General features: G+C 54.7%; 13 protein-coding genes. 6 read left to right on the top strand and 7 right to left on the bottom strand.

The features are described from left to right. Nucleotides 1-23: 23 nt before the first annotated feature. Both J5067_RS20055 and nikR read right to left on the bottom strand, forming a co-directional pair. The gene (locus J5067_RS20055) at nucleotides 24-821 is read right to left on the bottom strand and encodes a class I SAM-dependent methyltransferase (protein ID WP_264645594.1); all 798 of its coding nucleotides are present in this window, start codon (nucleotides 819-821) and stop codon (nucleotides 24-26) included. A gap of 215 nt (nucleotides 822-1,036) precedes the next feature. Further along, nucleotides 1,037-1,435 (bottom strand): nickel-responsive transcriptional regulator NikR, encoded by a 399-nt coding sequence (gene nikR, locus J5067_RS20050; RefSeq protein WP_264645593.1) that lies wholly within the window; start codon nucleotides 1,433-1,435, stop codon nucleotides 1,037-1,039. Between the two features lie 492 nt (nucleotides 1,436-1,927). On the opposite strand from nikR, the gene J5067_RS20045 reads away from it, so the two are divergent. Both J5067_RS20045 and J5067_RS20040 read left to right on the top strand, forming a co-directional pair. Then, nucleotides 1,928-3,553: a thiamine pyrophosphate-binding protein gene (locus tag J5067_RS20045; RefSeq protein ID WP_264651862.1), complete on the top strand. Its 1,626-nt coding sequence runs from the start codon at nucleotides 1,928-1,930 to the stop codon at nucleotides 3,551-3,553. A 286-nt stretch (nucleotides 3,554-3,839) separates the two neighbouring features. Further along, nucleotides 3,840-5,330 carry a nucleotidyltransferase domain-containing protein gene (locus J5067_RS20040; RefSeq protein WP_264651861.1) on the top strand — a complete coding sequence of 497 codons (1,491 nt, stop codon included), beginning with the start codon at nucleotides 3,840-3,842 and terminating at the stop codon, nucleotides 5,328-5,330. 104 nt (nucleotides 5,331-5,434) lie between these two features. On the opposite strand, the gene asd is transcribed toward J5067_RS20040, so the two are convergent. Next, complete coding sequence (gene asd / locus J5067_RS20035) at nucleotides 5,435-6,538, bottom strand: aspartate-semialdehyde dehydrogenase (RefSeq protein ID WP_264651860.1); 1,104 nt, start codon at nucleotides 6,536-6,538, stop codon at nucleotides 5,435-5,437. 356 nt (nucleotides 6,539-6,894) lie between these two features. Here asd and J5067_RS20030 point away from each other — a divergent pair, with 356 nt between their 5' ends. Together J5067_RS20030 and J5067_RS20025 are read left to right on the top strand one after the other, a co-directional pair. Beyond that, a complete protein-coding gene (locus J5067_RS20030; RefSeq protein ID WP_195314464.1) occupies nucleotides 6,895-7,488 on the top strand; it encodes a YhgN family NAAT transporter in 594 nt (197 codons plus the stop codon). A 55-nt stretch (nucleotides 7,489-7,543) separates the two neighbouring features. After that, nucleotides 7,544-8,131 (top strand): CpmJ protein, encoded by a 588-nt coding sequence (locus tag J5067_RS20025; protein ID WP_264651859.1) that lies wholly within the window; start codon nucleotides 7,544-7,546, stop codon nucleotides 8,129-8,131. 43 nt (nucleotides 8,132-8,174) lie between these two features. Here J5067_RS20025 and J5067_RS20020 read toward each other — a convergent pair whose 3' ends face one another. Further along, nucleotides 8,175-8,870, bottom strand: a complete 696-nt coding sequence (locus J5067_RS20020; protein WP_264651858.1) for a pirin family protein — start codon at nucleotides 8,868-8,870, stop codon at nucleotides 8,175-8,177. Between the two features lie 236 nt (nucleotides 8,871-9,106). On the opposite strand from J5067_RS20020, the gene J5067_RS20015 reads away from it, so the two are divergent. Together J5067_RS20015 and J5067_RS20010 are read left to right on the top strand one after the other, a co-directional pair. Next, complete coding sequence (locus tag J5067_RS20015) at nucleotides 9,107-9,307, top strand: stability determinant (RefSeq protein WP_264651857.1); 201 nt, start codon at nucleotides 9,107-9,109, stop codon at nucleotides 9,305-9,307. After that, nucleotides 9,294-9,569, top strand: coding sequence for a type II toxin-antitoxin system RelE/ParE family toxin (locus J5067_RS20010; protein ID WP_264651856.1), 276 nt, complete (start codon nucleotides 9,294-9,296; stop codon nucleotides 9,567-9,569). Before J5067_RS20015 ends, J5067_RS20010 begins: the two co-directional genes overlap by 14 nt. A 195-nt stretch (nucleotides 9,570-9,764) precedes the next feature. Here the strand turns inward: J5067_RS20010 and glpC are convergent, their stop codons facing one another. From glpC to glpA, 3 genes are read right to left on the bottom strand one after another with little or no spacing between them, the layout of a single operon-like run. Then, nucleotides 9,765-10,973, bottom strand: coding sequence for an anaerobic glycerol-3-phosphate dehydrogenase subunit GlpC (gene glpC / locus J5067_RS20005; protein WP_264651855.1), 1,209 nt, complete (start codon nucleotides 10,971-10,973; stop codon nucleotides 9,765-9,767). Then, nucleotides 10,970-12,232 (bottom strand): glycerol-3-phosphate dehydrogenase subunit GlpB, encoded by a 1,263-nt coding sequence (glpB, locus tag J5067_RS20000; RefSeq protein WP_264651854.1) that lies wholly within the window; start codon nucleotides 12,230-12,232, stop codon nucleotides 10,970-10,972. The genes glpC and glpB overlap by 4 nt, the downstream gene beginning before the upstream one ends. Next, nucleotides 12,222-13,877: an anaerobic glycerol-3-phosphate dehydrogenase subunit A gene (gene glpA / locus J5067_RS19995; protein ID WP_264651853.1), complete on the bottom strand. Its 1,656-nt coding sequence runs from the start codon at nucleotides 13,875-13,877 to the stop codon at nucleotides 12,222-12,224. The genes glpB and glpA overlap by 11 nt, the downstream gene beginning before the upstream one ends. Nucleotides 13,878-13,883: the final 6 nt, after the last annotated feature.

Raw genomic sequence — 13,883 nt, 5'->3', positions numbered from 1 at the left:
GTTATCGCTCGCATACCACCTCCCTATTTTTCCGCACACACCATAAACATCGGCGTCGAGGCGTAGTTAACCTTTTCGGTCTCATCCCACAGGGTGTCGCCCACGCGCGTATCCAGCATGATTTTATGGTAGCCACACTGGAGCAGCGCCTGGGTATCCCACTCCGGGCGGTGCTCGCGGCTGAGCGGCAGTTGGCGCGCTATCGCCTCCATGGCGCTGGTGTCGGTATTCACGTAGTGGTCGTCCAGCCCGAGATAGCGCGCATTAGCGCGATCGTCCAGATAGCCGAGGCGTGAGGATTCATCAAACAGTTGCAGATACCAGTTGGCATCAAAATTCAGCAGGCGACCGCCGGGGGCCAGCAGACGGTGCCACTCTCGGTAAGCGCGCAGCGGTTCGGCCAGATTCCAGGTCACGTTGCGCGTAACGATCAGATCGAACTGATTATCCACCAGCGGCATCGCATGCACATCGGCGGAGACAAAATCAACGTGAACGCCGTAATGCGCAGCATTGGCGCGAGCCTCAGAGAGCATCGCTTCCGTCATATCCACAGCGGTAACCCGATGCCCGGCCAGCGCCAGCGTTACGGCAAAAAAACCGGGACCGGTGCCAATATCCAACACGCGCAGCAAAGGAGCGTCAGGGGCATATTCCATGATTTTTTTCAGCCAGCGGGCACGCTTGGCATTCGCCAGTTCGGTGGCATTGATGTGGCTATATTCGGCGGCGCGGTGCGTCCAATAGCGCTGGACGTCCTGATTTAATACGGTGTTTTCATCAACGACAAGGTCATTATCTTCAGCAAGTATCGAGCTCACTCGGTCATTCCTGTTCAATGCCGTTCAGGCCGAATGCGGCAACACGATGTTGACTAGCGTGCTTGGTGCACCGAGCCCAAAGGGGAATATGGTATTATTGTGAGGCGATTTATAGCAGATTGGCGCAGGCAGTTTAACCGCGGAGTATGAAGTTTTTTAAAAAAATCATACTTCTTTGATCTTGCTTAATTCCTGCCCACTTTAGCGGGCGAATATCAGCACGGTATCAGGTTGAGTCGGCCGTGTCGCACGCCGGTTTGCGCCATCACCGATTCGGCAAACACTTCTACCTGAGCCGTGGTGCCGCGCAGAATCAAGGTTTCCACGCACTCATCGTGGCTGAGGTGGGCATGCATGGTTGACACGGTCAACCCATGGTGGTCGTGCTGCATCTCCGCCAGACGACTGGAAAGCTGACGTTCATGATGGTCGTAAATATAGCTCAATATCGCCACACACGGGCCTTCCTTATCCTGTTCCAGGGTCATTTCGCCGAGTTCACGCCGCAACATATCGCGAAACGCCTCAGAGCGGTTGGCATACCCTTTGCGGCGCATCAGTTCGTCAAAGTCCTGTGCCAGTTCGTCATCCATAGAGATGGTCAGTCGTTGCATGTTGCTCTCGTTTCGAAAACCCATTTTGGGACTAAGAATGAAGGTATTATAATAGGATGTTGACTTAAGTGATATCTTTCTTCTTCAGATGCAAAGAGAAAAGTGCGGGTTTCATATTCGTTGAACATAAACACCCATTGAATACCATTATCATGTCGAATATATTTAATGTAGAAAATCAACCAATTCGGCAAAATAGCATAATAACACCAGTAACAATAATAAGACTGAAACCCTATCCTGCCGTCATCAACGATTCTTTTATTTTCACCTGACGTTTATTTTTTATTGATGTACAGCCTTTATACTCCGTACCATCAAGTTTTACTTTTTTACTCACTGTCATTCACAGAGATAACAACCTGTGGCTTTCATAAATAAAAAGATAAAAATACAGCATCTGATAAACGAAATCATTCCGCAGGGTTATTTAATATATTTACCACATCCGGGGCCATAATTATTGACCGAACCTCACGACAGGAGATGAACATGCAATTTGATGAACTTTTTCTTAAGGCGATGTCCAACATGGGCATAACAACGTGTTTCGGCATTATTGGCGGTGAGGCGGAGGCAATACGTTTTGATAAATCGTTTGGTATTACCTTTTATTTAACCAGACATGAATGTGCGGCGGGAATTATGGCAGACGTCGCGGGGCGACTCACCGGAATGCCCCATATGTGTTGGGCCACGTTTGGCCCTGGGTTAACCAATATGGCTACGGGTGTGTGTTCCGCCATGTTGGACCACTCGCCCATGGTCGCCTGCTCCGCGCAGATTCCGCGCCCGCAGATCAGGTTTAACCTGACGCATCAATGTATTGATAACGTCGGGTTGATGGCAGGCATCACCAAATCCTGCCTGCAACTCGAAAAGGCACAAGAACTGGTTTCACACGTCCAAACCGCATTGCAGCGCACGCTGGAGGGCTTGCCCGGCCCCGCCTACCTCAGTATCCCGCTGGATCTGCTGAAAACCGAGGTGCCGGATCGGGCGGCATTGGACATGTTGCAAGCCGTGCAGCCACTCACCCGGTCGAAGAAAGCCAAGCCTGCGCGCGCCGACATTATTCGCGCCGCCCAGAGCATCACCGATGCCACGCATCCGATGATTGTCATTGGTAATCAGGTTATCCGCGACACTGCACAGGCAAGCGTGTGCCGCTTCGCACAACAGATCAATGCGCCAATTATCTGCGCCCTCGCAGCCAAGGGCGCCGTGCCCGACGATCACCCTCAGTTTCTGACTGCCGCCAATCAATATCTGGATAGCGTATACCGCACATCCGTGCTGCACCCGCTGTTTGAGGGCGTCGATTTGATGATTTTGATTGGCTACGATTTCGGTGAGGACCTGAAACCGGCATTGTGGGGTAACGATAAACCCACGCTGATGATAAACAGCGTAGATGTCCCCATGGGCGATATTTTCCAACCCGATATTCTCTGTCTGGGCAATATCACACGCAGCCTTGACCAACTTGCCCACTACGCGTTGCCTCAGCAGGAATGGCTGGCGTCTCATCAGCGATTGAAGCGTTTTTTTGACATGCGCCAGCCCGCAGCACAGCCTGACACCCTCACCGATATTCCACGCATTGTGGCTGCCTTGAGCACCGCGCTGGGGCATGATGGCATATTCTGTAGCGACGTCGGGTTGCACCAGCAGTATGCCGGGCTGCTGGCTACCACCTACCGTTCAAACCACTTTTTGTGTTCCAACGTCTGCGGCAGTTTCGGCTTTGGCCTCCCCGCTGCCATGGCGGCGCAGATATGCCATCCCGAAACGCGCGTTATTGCCTTCTGCGGCGACGGCGGATTTCACACCACCAGCCAGGAACTTGAAACCCTTGCCCGTTACTCGCTACCGGTGGTTATCGTGGTTCTGTCGGATTCAGCGTTTGGCCTTATCAAGTATTACCAGCATCTCGAGGGTTCTGAACCGCAACGTCATCTGACCGAATTCGGCCCGGTCGATTTCACCCTGCTGGCTAATGCCAATGGGGTATCAGCGACAAAAATTTTGGATATCGCCGATCTTTCTGATGCGCTCGAAAAAGCATTCCAGACACACCGGCCCCATTTAATAGAGATACCCGTTAACTATGATTAAAACCTTTTACAGCCTATCGCCTGACCCGCAATTGACTGTCATCACTCAAGCACACACCACTTATTTTATAAAAAACGACACTTAACGAATCAGGCTAATTACATGAAAACATTTTCTGCTGAAATACGCAGAAAACCATCAGAACGCTGAACACCAATTATTATCGAAACGCAAAATAGAAAACAGGGTTAAGCATGTATTTACCCAGATTGAAAAACATCGCCGCGTAAATACCGGGTTCACCTCGTTTAGTCAATGACATAAAACACATGGATCTATAGCCATCATGAATCAAAAAACAGATGCCCGTACGCAGCATTTTTGCACCACAGCCAAATATCTGTTTGGCGATAACCTGTCCGGTATTGCAGAGACAGATGCCTTTTTACGACAGCCTGATTATTCATCACGCGCTGTCGGCCATTATTATTTGATCGTGCACGAGGACGGTGGGGAAAAAATGGCATTTGCAGCACAGTATCTGCACGCGGAGTTTCCCGAGCTGTCATTGAATTATCTCACAGAAAGAGAATTAGCCGACTATCCTGCTCACGGTCGCTGGCAGTTCCACATCTGTCCCTGGCCCTACCGTAACGCCTCGACAGAACGCGCGCTCGCCGCGTGCGAGCCCGACTATCCGGATGCTCTGCGACAGGCGGTTTTCGCCACAACCCATATTGCTCGCCTCTACTATCTGCGTGATTTGCCCGCAAAGGTGCATGCCTGGGGCGTGCGTCAACTGGGCTGGGCAATGCGCTATGCCGAAAAGGGACTCAGCAAATTGCTGGGACAGTTGGAAACGCGTCATCACAGTCCGCTGTCAGTCGCGGGAATGCATAAAGAAGACCTACGCTGGTTAACCTATACCAACAGCCACTGGCAGCCCTTTGAACGCTCACTGTTGGAAAACGCGAATACCTTTCGCGCCGCCGCTGCACGACTGAGCGCCATCGTAGAGTGTTACGCCCAACACATTGCCGCAGGCTACCCGGATACACAGGGCGTGATCGCCCAACGCGCTGAAACAGCGCCTGCGGCGATTCATGCCATGACGACGCCTATCGTCGATGCGCTCAACGCCGCCTTCGGTGACCGTCTGCTATCGCTTTATCTGCATGGCAGCGCGGCACACGGCGATATGGGGACGGATTCGGATATCGACCTTATGGCGGTGTTCGACAGTGTCGACCATCCCACGTTGGAGCAGGTGCGACGCATCCAGCACCGCTTCGAGAAGCTCTCGCTCTGCGTCTATAGCCTCAACAATGTCCGACAATACCCCACATTTCGCCGCCATGGCTTGCTCAACGGCACGCGTCATCTCGCCGGGCCATTCTGTTTGGCACAGACCGGCGGCCCGCCAGATAACGTGAACGCCATTTTGAATAATCTCTCTATCATCCGCCAGGTCGCACGCGGATATCTGATGAGCGGATGCTATGGTCAGCGCGCACATTACCAGTTGAGCCTGATGGTGAAGCTGGCCGATCACGGCTGCCTTCGCCCCTTGCAGCAATGGCAAAGCCACCACTACCCCGCTAACCGCAACGAGGCGATCGCTTATTTTTCAGACTGTGACTTCGCCTCCGCCCTGCTTGAACATGCCTCTCGACTAACGACAGAGGAAGAGGCGCTGCGCATGCAGCTCATGGTGGGAAATCGTCAGGCACTCACGCGGCACTGGCTGAGATTGAATACCTTTGCCCACCGTATCGAAAACGTGGTCAGGCAAAACGTCACTGAAAAGGTCAACGGGATTGATGCCGCATGCCGCTAACAGCGGTGGAGAGCATGACAGGTGATATCAGCACAAAGAAAGTAACGGCAGGAAGTGAAAAATAACATGCCCCGCGCAGCGCGGGGCATGCAATCCAGCGGGGACTACAGCAGGATGCGCAGCATACGGCGCAGCGGTTCCGCCGCGCCCCACAGCAGTTGGTCACCCACCGTAAAGGCAGAGAGATACTGCGGCCCCATGTTCAGTTTACGCAGACGACCCACCGGCGTGGAGAGCGTGCCGGTTACCGCAGCAGGCGTCAACTCACGCATGGAGATCTCGCGATCGTTTGGCACCACTTTCACCCAATCGTTATGGGTTGCCAGCAGTTGTTCGATTTCAGACACCGGAACATCTTTCTTCAGTTTCAGTGTGAACGCCTGGCTATGGCAGCGCAGCGCCCCGACGCGGACGCACAATCCATCAACCGGGATCACCGACTGGGTGCCGAGGATCTTGTTGGTTTCCGCCTGACCTTTCCACTCTTCGCGGCTTTGGCCGTTGTCCAGTTGCTTATCGATCCATGGGATCAGGCTGCCCGCCAACGGCACGCCGAAATTGTCGGTCGGCAGCGTGCCACTGCGCGTCAGCGCAGTAACTTTACGTTCGATATCCAGAATGGCAGAGGCTGGATCCTGCAACTCTTTCGCCACATCATTGTGCAGCAGACCCATTTGCACCAGCAATTCGCGCATATGGCGCGCACCGCCGCCGGATGCCGCCTGATAGGTCGCCACAGAAGCCCATTCCACCAGATCGTGCGCAAACAGGCCACCCAGTGACATCAGCATCAGGCTGACGGTACAGTTGCCGCCAACGAAGGTGTTAATGCCTTTGTCCAAGCCCTGTTTGATCACATCATGGTTGACCGGATCGAGGATGATGATGGCGTCATCGCGCATACGCAGCGAGGAGGCGGCATCAATCCAGTAACCCTGCCAGCCGCTTTCGCGCAGCTTAGGGTAAACCTCGTTGGTGTAATCACCGCCCTGGCAGGTAATGATGATATCCAGCGCGCGCAGTGCATCCAGATTGTAGGCATCTTGCAACGTGCCCTGCTGTCCACCCAGCACCGGGGCAGCCTGGCCGTGTTGTGACGTGGAAAAGAACACCGGACGAATCAGGTCAAAATCACGCTCTTCCTGCATACGCTGCATCAGAACGGAACCCACCATACCGCGCCAGCCGATAAAACCAACATTTTTCATGGTAACAATCCTGCCTTGGGATGACACAAAGAATTTGGACTGCCACACAGGCAGTACTGACGGCCGACACACACTCTGTTACCCTGTTCTTGTCAGGTGAATGTCTTGCAGAACAATAGGTTTACCGCACGCAAACGCGCGAAAACCGTGGCGGCAGGACTATCATGACGGCAGAGCGAGGGGTAATAAAAATCGGTTTATCACCAAACTCAGCAAATATTACATAAAGTGATGACTATCAACCTTACAAAATGTATCAGAAGTCGCAAGTGAATTTATTCGATGACACCGGCTTTTTCAGCAATGAGGCTAATGCGGTGGCATCATTAAAGGGATAACAGGAGTCCACCACCACCATGAGCGAAATGATCTCAGCAACCATTTTGTTGCTGTTAATTATGGATCCGTTGGGTAATTTGCCCATTTTTATGTCGGTGCTGAAACATCTGGACCCGAAGCGCCGACGGGTGGTACTGATTCGTGAGATGGTAATCGCCCTTGGGTTGATGCTGATTTTTCTGTTTGCGGGCGAACGTATTCTGGCGTTTCTCAATCTGCGTACCGAAACCGTCTCGATTTCGGGCGGCATCGTGCTGTTTTTAATCGCTATCCGCATGATATTCCCGTCGCAGGAAAGCAACAGCAGCGGGTTGCCCGCCGGGGAAGAACCCTTTCTGGTGCCGATGGCGATCCCGCTGGTCGCCGGACCGTCGATTCTGGCGGCACTGATGCTGCTATCGCATCAATATCCGGATCAGTTGCCGCATTTAACGCTGGCACTCTGCATCGCCTGGGGGATTTCGTTTATCATCCTGCTGATGTCCGATCTGTTTTTGCGCTTGCTGGGTGAGAAAGGCGTCGCCGCGCTGGAGCGCTTGATGGGGCTGATTCTGGTGATGCTTTCGACCCAGATGTTCCTGGATGGCATCCGCACTTACCTGATGAAATGAGACGGTTACTGACCGGTTTTCGCCTTCCGTGGGCATGAAAGGGATAATCACCGCTATGTTTTTGCTTACCAACGCTCGGCGCATCCTCGCCGCGCTGCTGTTTTACAGCGGTATGACGATAGCTGCTAGTCCGAGTGCGGCGGGCTCGAGCCCCATCGGTCTGAGTCTGGTGCCGCTGCAACAGGGTGTGAATAATCTGGCGCTGGCACACCCGACCTCAGCGGATTTCGCGGTGCTAGCCACCTTCGAAAACAACACCTCGCACCCCAACCGCGGCTTGAGTTTTTACATCAAAACCCCGGACGGTTACTCGCTGGTGCCCCTTCCCAACAGCGACGCGTTTATCTGGTTTGATTATCGTATTGCGGCATCGCGGCAGAAAATTTTCGATTTTCAACTGGTGCGCTACCCGCAAGGGTTGCGGTTAATCACCGCCGAGAAAGTGGGAGAGGATTTAACCGACGCACAACCGATCAAACTGCAACGTTACGTGTTGCAGGAAAGTCACGACGACCCTGGCGTGCCGCTCTATACCTGGCACGAAGAGAAAAGCGTGGTCACCCCACAATCCTATGAAGATGTCGATACGGTATTGACCGACAGCGCGGCGCTCTGCACGCTGCTTCCCGCAGAGGCCCCCTGAGAAGGACAAAAAACGGTGCGTCACCGGTACGCACCGTTATCCGTTACACCGGCGGCAGATCGAACAGCAAGATTTCACTCTGTTGCGTGGCGTGAATCGAGAGGGTTGCTTCGTCCCATATCGCCAACGCATCGCTCTCGCCTGCCGCCTGACCGTTGATTTCCACCTCGCCCCGTACCACCTGAACCCACACGCGACGGCCTGCTGGCACCTGATACTCCGACTGCTCTTGCGCTTTCAGCGCCCAACGCGACAGCGTCATGTCCTGATACACCTTCAGCGAACCGTCACGCGCATCCGGTGACAACACCAGCTGACGTCCCTGCGGTGCGTCGAAGCGTCGTTGTTCGTAACGCGGCGTGATGCCCGCTTTTTCCGGAATGATCCAGATCTGATACAAATGCAGCAGTTCATTCTGACTGGCGTTGTATTCCGAATGGCGGATCCCGGTGCCTGCGCTCATGATCTGAAACTCACCCGCCGGAATCTGCTCCTTGTTTCCCATGCTGTCCTGATGCTCCACCTTGCCGGACAGCACATAGGTCAGAATTTCCATGTCTTTGTGCGGGTGGGTGCCAAACCCTTGTCCGCCTTCAATGCAGTCTTCGTTGATCACGCGTAACGCAGAGAACCCCATAAAGTTGGGATCGTAATAGTCTGCGAAGGAGAAACTGTGCCAGCTATCCAGCCAACCGTGGTTCGCATGACCACGCGCCTCAGCCTGTCGTAAATAAATCATATCGCCTCCACAAATGTTGTCGTTATGTTAAGTCTACCGGGAGGCGGCGAATAAGAAAGCGCAAAAAACTCATCGCTCAGTTCAAAAAATTTAAAAGAGGTGGGGGGAGCACACCAACCGATTAAGAATAGGCGAGGCGACGCGCAGACTTGCTATTCGGCCCTATCTCGGCTTGGTCTGGATAATGGAACAAGCTATACTGGTTAAAACATCAGCAGGATAAGGAGCCTATCGCTATGGTAACCAAATTGTCCCCTATTGTGTCCGAGTTTGAAACACAGGAACAGGCAGACAGCTACGACAGTTGGTTTCGTACAAAAGTGCAGGCAGCACTAGACGACCCGCGTCCCGGGATTCCACATGATGAAGCCATGGCAACGTTAGATAAGTTGCTGGAAGAAAAACGCGCATTGAGGGGAAAGCGTGCAATGGGTTAAATGGAAAGCGTCAGCACTCTACGATCTAGCAGAAATTATTGATTACATCGAACAACACAACACCGTTGCCAGCAGCAAGTTACATCAGCAAATCGTGCATGTCACTGAAAACCTCTCTCAACATCCCTACCTCTATCGCTCCGGCAGAGTTCCTGGTACACGGGAAATCGTCGTTCATCCCAATTACCTTGTTGTTTACACTATTGACGAGTTGCAGATAGAAATTCTGCGAGTGCTTCATGCCAGACAAGAATATCCTTAAAAATAATTTTTTGGGCAATCATGATTCTGATATGGCAAAAAAAAAGCCAGCACCCGAGCTGGCTAAATAAACACTGGAAGCAATGTGAGCAATGTCGTGCCTTCACAGCGAGACGGTCAGCGCATGAAAAGCGATGCGCGAGTCTCTCTGGAACGCATGACAATAATAATCATTATCATTCGCGTCTGTAAAGGATTATTTTTCCGTCACCAACGCACGTGCTAATAACGTGATCGGGTGCTCACAAGGTTTACTGGTCGACATCTCAACCTGCCATTTGCAGGTTTCGCAGTCAGTGACCACCATATCCACCCCACTCTCCTCTATCTGGCGGAACAGCGGCGCGCCAATCCCCTGCGAGGTGGTGTAGTTTTCCTTTTTAAAACCGTAGGTTCCGGCGATACCGCAGCACTGGGACTCCAGCACCACCAGCTCCAATCCAGGAATACGGCGCAGTAAATCCAGCGTGTAGGAAGTCCAGCCCATTTTCTCCATATGGCACGGCGTGTGATACGCCACGCGCAGCGGCAGCGGATTAAGCGGCAGCGTTTTGCCTTGCTCTAACAGGCGATACAGCTCACGCGTCACCAGCGTGATGCTATCGCGCACCGCATGGTTATCAACCCCCAGCAAATGCGGGTATTCGTCACGCAGCGTCGCCGTACAGCTTGATGACGTCGCCACCACGGTGAGATTTTTACCCTGTACCGCGCCTTCCAGATAGCCCACGTTTTGCTGCGCCTGCTTTCTGGCCTTGGCATGAAAACCGTTAGCAATCAGCGGCACGCCGCAGCACTTCTCTTTTTCCAGCAATTGCACGCCAATCCCCATCGCATTGAATACGCGGATCAGGTCTTTGCCCAACTGCGGATGGTTGTAGTTAACGTAGCAGCCGTGGAAATACGCGATTTGCTCGCTAAACTGTTTTTGCGCTTCAGCTTGTTGACGATACCAACGGCGGAAAGTGCCGAACGAGTATTTAGGCAGCTGACGTCGGTGGTCAATTTTCAGCGCTTTATCCAGCAACTGGCGCACCGGTTTCAGCCCGGTCGCCGCGTTCACCAATGGCGCAAAGGGCGTAGATACGGTGCCCATCAGGTCGGTATGACTGAGGATGGTGTCACGCAGTGAAGGACGATGCGGGTTATAGCGTGCTTTGGCGCGCTGAATGATATCGCCAATTTTTACATCCGACGGGCAGGCCACTTCGCAGCGTTTGCAGTTGGTGCAATATTTCAGCGCCTCGTCATACAGCGCCGGATCTTTCAGACGCAGACGTTCGCCGTCCGGCCCAGCCTGCTTCGGCCCCGGGTAAAGGGGATTCACCCGGGAAACCGGGCAGTACGTGGTGCACACCGTACACTTGATACAGTTATCAAAGCTGGTGTCATTGAGCAGGCTCATGCGACCTCCCCTTGCAGCAACGTATCGGCAACCGACAACGCGCTTAATAAAGATACCCCCGCGCCACAGCCCTGCGCCAGAGGGTCAAAACCGGCCAATACCGCGCCAATCGCATAGACGCCAGGCACCGTCACGCCGTTGATATGCGGGCGCAGCGTCTCGTCGGTTTTAACACCGAACAGGCGATACGGCTGAGGTGCCAGCACCTGCTCCCGACTCCAGTCGCTACGATCTGCGGCATAGTGCACATCAAGACCAAATACCGGCTCCACAACCCGATCAAACTCTGCCACCAGCCCGTTGTTAAAGAAGCTGCCGCTGGCAAGCACCACCTGCTGAGCCCGCAGCGGAATATCGACGTGATTACGGGTATAGAGCGCCTTTTCTGTTGCTCCCAGCACGGCACGCTCGACTTTATCGCCCGGCATCACCATACCGCCCAATTGGCGAAAACGGCGTACCATCGCCTGATGCAAGCGCACGCCCGGTAACGACGGCGGGAGCGTTGGCAGCAGACCTACGGGTTTGCCCAAGGCATTTTGCAGCATCGCCACGGCATCCGGCGTATCCAATCCCAGGCAAGCAGGCAAAATGACGGCATCGTGCTGTGCGCTCAGCCGCGTCAACTCCGCCAGCAATGCGCTGGCGTTTTCCGGCAAATCCAGCACGCGAGCGATATTTACCGCACGGAATTCGCTGGGGTTACCGCGCAGACGATCCAACGCGGGCAGGCGTAAATCGGCACTCTTTGCCGCAATGCCCTGCGCTTGCAGCGCATCTGCCACGATAGAGGCCTGGAAATCCAGAAAACCGTCTATGCCCACAATCAGCGGGGCGCGCCACGCCAGCGGTTTGCCCTGCTCACGCGTGACAATTTCCGGCGGACTCAGCCAGCACGGGCGATATTTGCCGAGCGGCGTCAAGCGCAGATGGTTCTGCTGATGGCTGCCCGTCATGGTCGCGCCACAGCGCGTCAGCAAGGCTTCTGCTTCTGGCACCCAACGGCGTACGGCGGCTTCGCCCATCAGGGAATAGGGATGCTCGGGAGCCTGACTTGCCAGCGCTGACAGCGCCTCAAGCGGATGATGAACCGGCTCGCCATCCGGCAAAAAGGACAACAGATCCAGCGATCCCGAAGAAAAATGCAGGGCGCTTTGCCCTGAACTGACAATGGCGCAATGTTTTCCTTGCTCCGCCAAACGAATACCGCAGGTGAGCCCGGCTAACCCGCCACCGATAATGACGACGTCATACCGCATGTTGTTCCTCCTGCTGATCCTCAATACTCAGCCCACACAAGCCCTGATACACCCAACTGGTGAATTCGCTTTCACGCAGTGCGTTACCCCATGCAATGGGGCGAACGCCTTTCCAGCGCTCGTTTAAAAACTGACTCAACTGCGCCAACGCCTGCGGCGGTGTCGATTGCCCCAGCCTGCACAGCAATCCGGCGGCACGGCACGCGCAGAGCTCGCCCTGACAAGTCCCCATCCCGATGCGGGTACGCCGCCGCAGATCGATCAGGTTGTTGACCTTGAGCGCTTCCACCGCATAGCGAACTTCACCCGCGGTCACCGCTTCGCATTCACACACCAGACTGCTGTCGGCATACTCGCCGGACAGCACGCGCGCGGCACGGTCGCCATGACGGTAAATCGCGGAGCCGCGCAGCGGCGCAGAAAACGCGCGCGTACCTGAGGTTGCGGCGGCCGGTTGCTCAGTAGACGCGTTGGCGGAGCCGGGCAGTGGCCGTTCCGCCGTGGTGCAGCGTGCGCTGTGCCCCAGCTTTTCACACACCTTGTCGGTGACCCACTCCGCCATCAGGCGGTACGTCATCAACTTGCCGCCGGTAATGGTGACAAATCCTTCCAGCCCGTCGCGGCTGGCATGGTCAAGCAGCACGATACCGCGACTCACGCTGCGCCCGCTCGGATCGTCATCGCTGGCGACAAGCGGGCGCACGCCCGCATAGGCGCGTAAAATACGCGTCTGCGCCATCGCCGGAGCCAGTTTCGCCCCTTCACGCATCAGGATCTCTACTTCTTGCGGCGTGACGGACATGTTGTCTATCTGGTCATAGTCCACGCGGGTTGAGGTGGTGCCGATCAGTGAAATGGTGTCACCCGGCACCAAAATGTCGGCATCGGCAGGCTTACGGCAGCGGTTAATCACCATATTGTTGATACGGTGGCCCAAAATCAGCAGTGCGCCTTTGGCAGGGAACATGCGCACGCGCAGATCCGCATATTCGGCAATGCGCTGTCCCCAGATGCCAGCGGCGTTGATCACCACTTGCGCATAGAGATCGAGAGTGCGTTGTTGTTTATGGTCGAAAACGCGCACACCGGTAACACGATCGCCCTGACGTATCAGTCCCAGCACTTCGTGATAGGTCAATACTTCCGCCCCGTGTTCGCAGGCATCGACCATATTGGCGGTGGTAAGGCGAAATGGATCAACGGTGCCGTCCGGCACGCGTACCGCGCCAATAAGCTGCGGGTTGGCAGCAGGTTCAAGGCGCAGCGCTTCTTGCGGATCAATCGCCTGCGCATTGATACCCGCCTGCTGACAGGCCGCGATAAACTGGGATTGATAGGCCAGATCGTCTTCGGGCAGCGTCAGGAACAGGCCGTCGGTTGGCTCCACGCAGTGGCGGGCGATACGGCGTAAAATCTGGTTTTCTTCAATGCATTCGCGCGCGGATTCACTGTCGGTTACCGCATAGCGCGAACCGCTGTGCAACAACCCGTGGTTACGACCGGTTGCGCCTGTCGCAATGTCAAAGCGCTCCAGCAACAGGCAACGCAGTCCCCTGAGTGCCAGGTCGCGCAAGGTTCCCGCGCCCGTCGCGCCGCCGCCAATCACGATAACGTCGGTTTCGCGGTAGGCCGTGCTGTTTTCCATGATGGT

This window comes from Candidatus Symbiopectobacterium sp. NZEC151 (assembly GCF_025962655.1).
Lineage (GTDB): Bacteria > Pseudomonadota > Gammaproteobacteria > Enterobacterales > Enterobacteriaceae > Symbiopectobacterium.
This window is presented reverse-complemented; position numbering and strand designations above follow the sequence as displayed.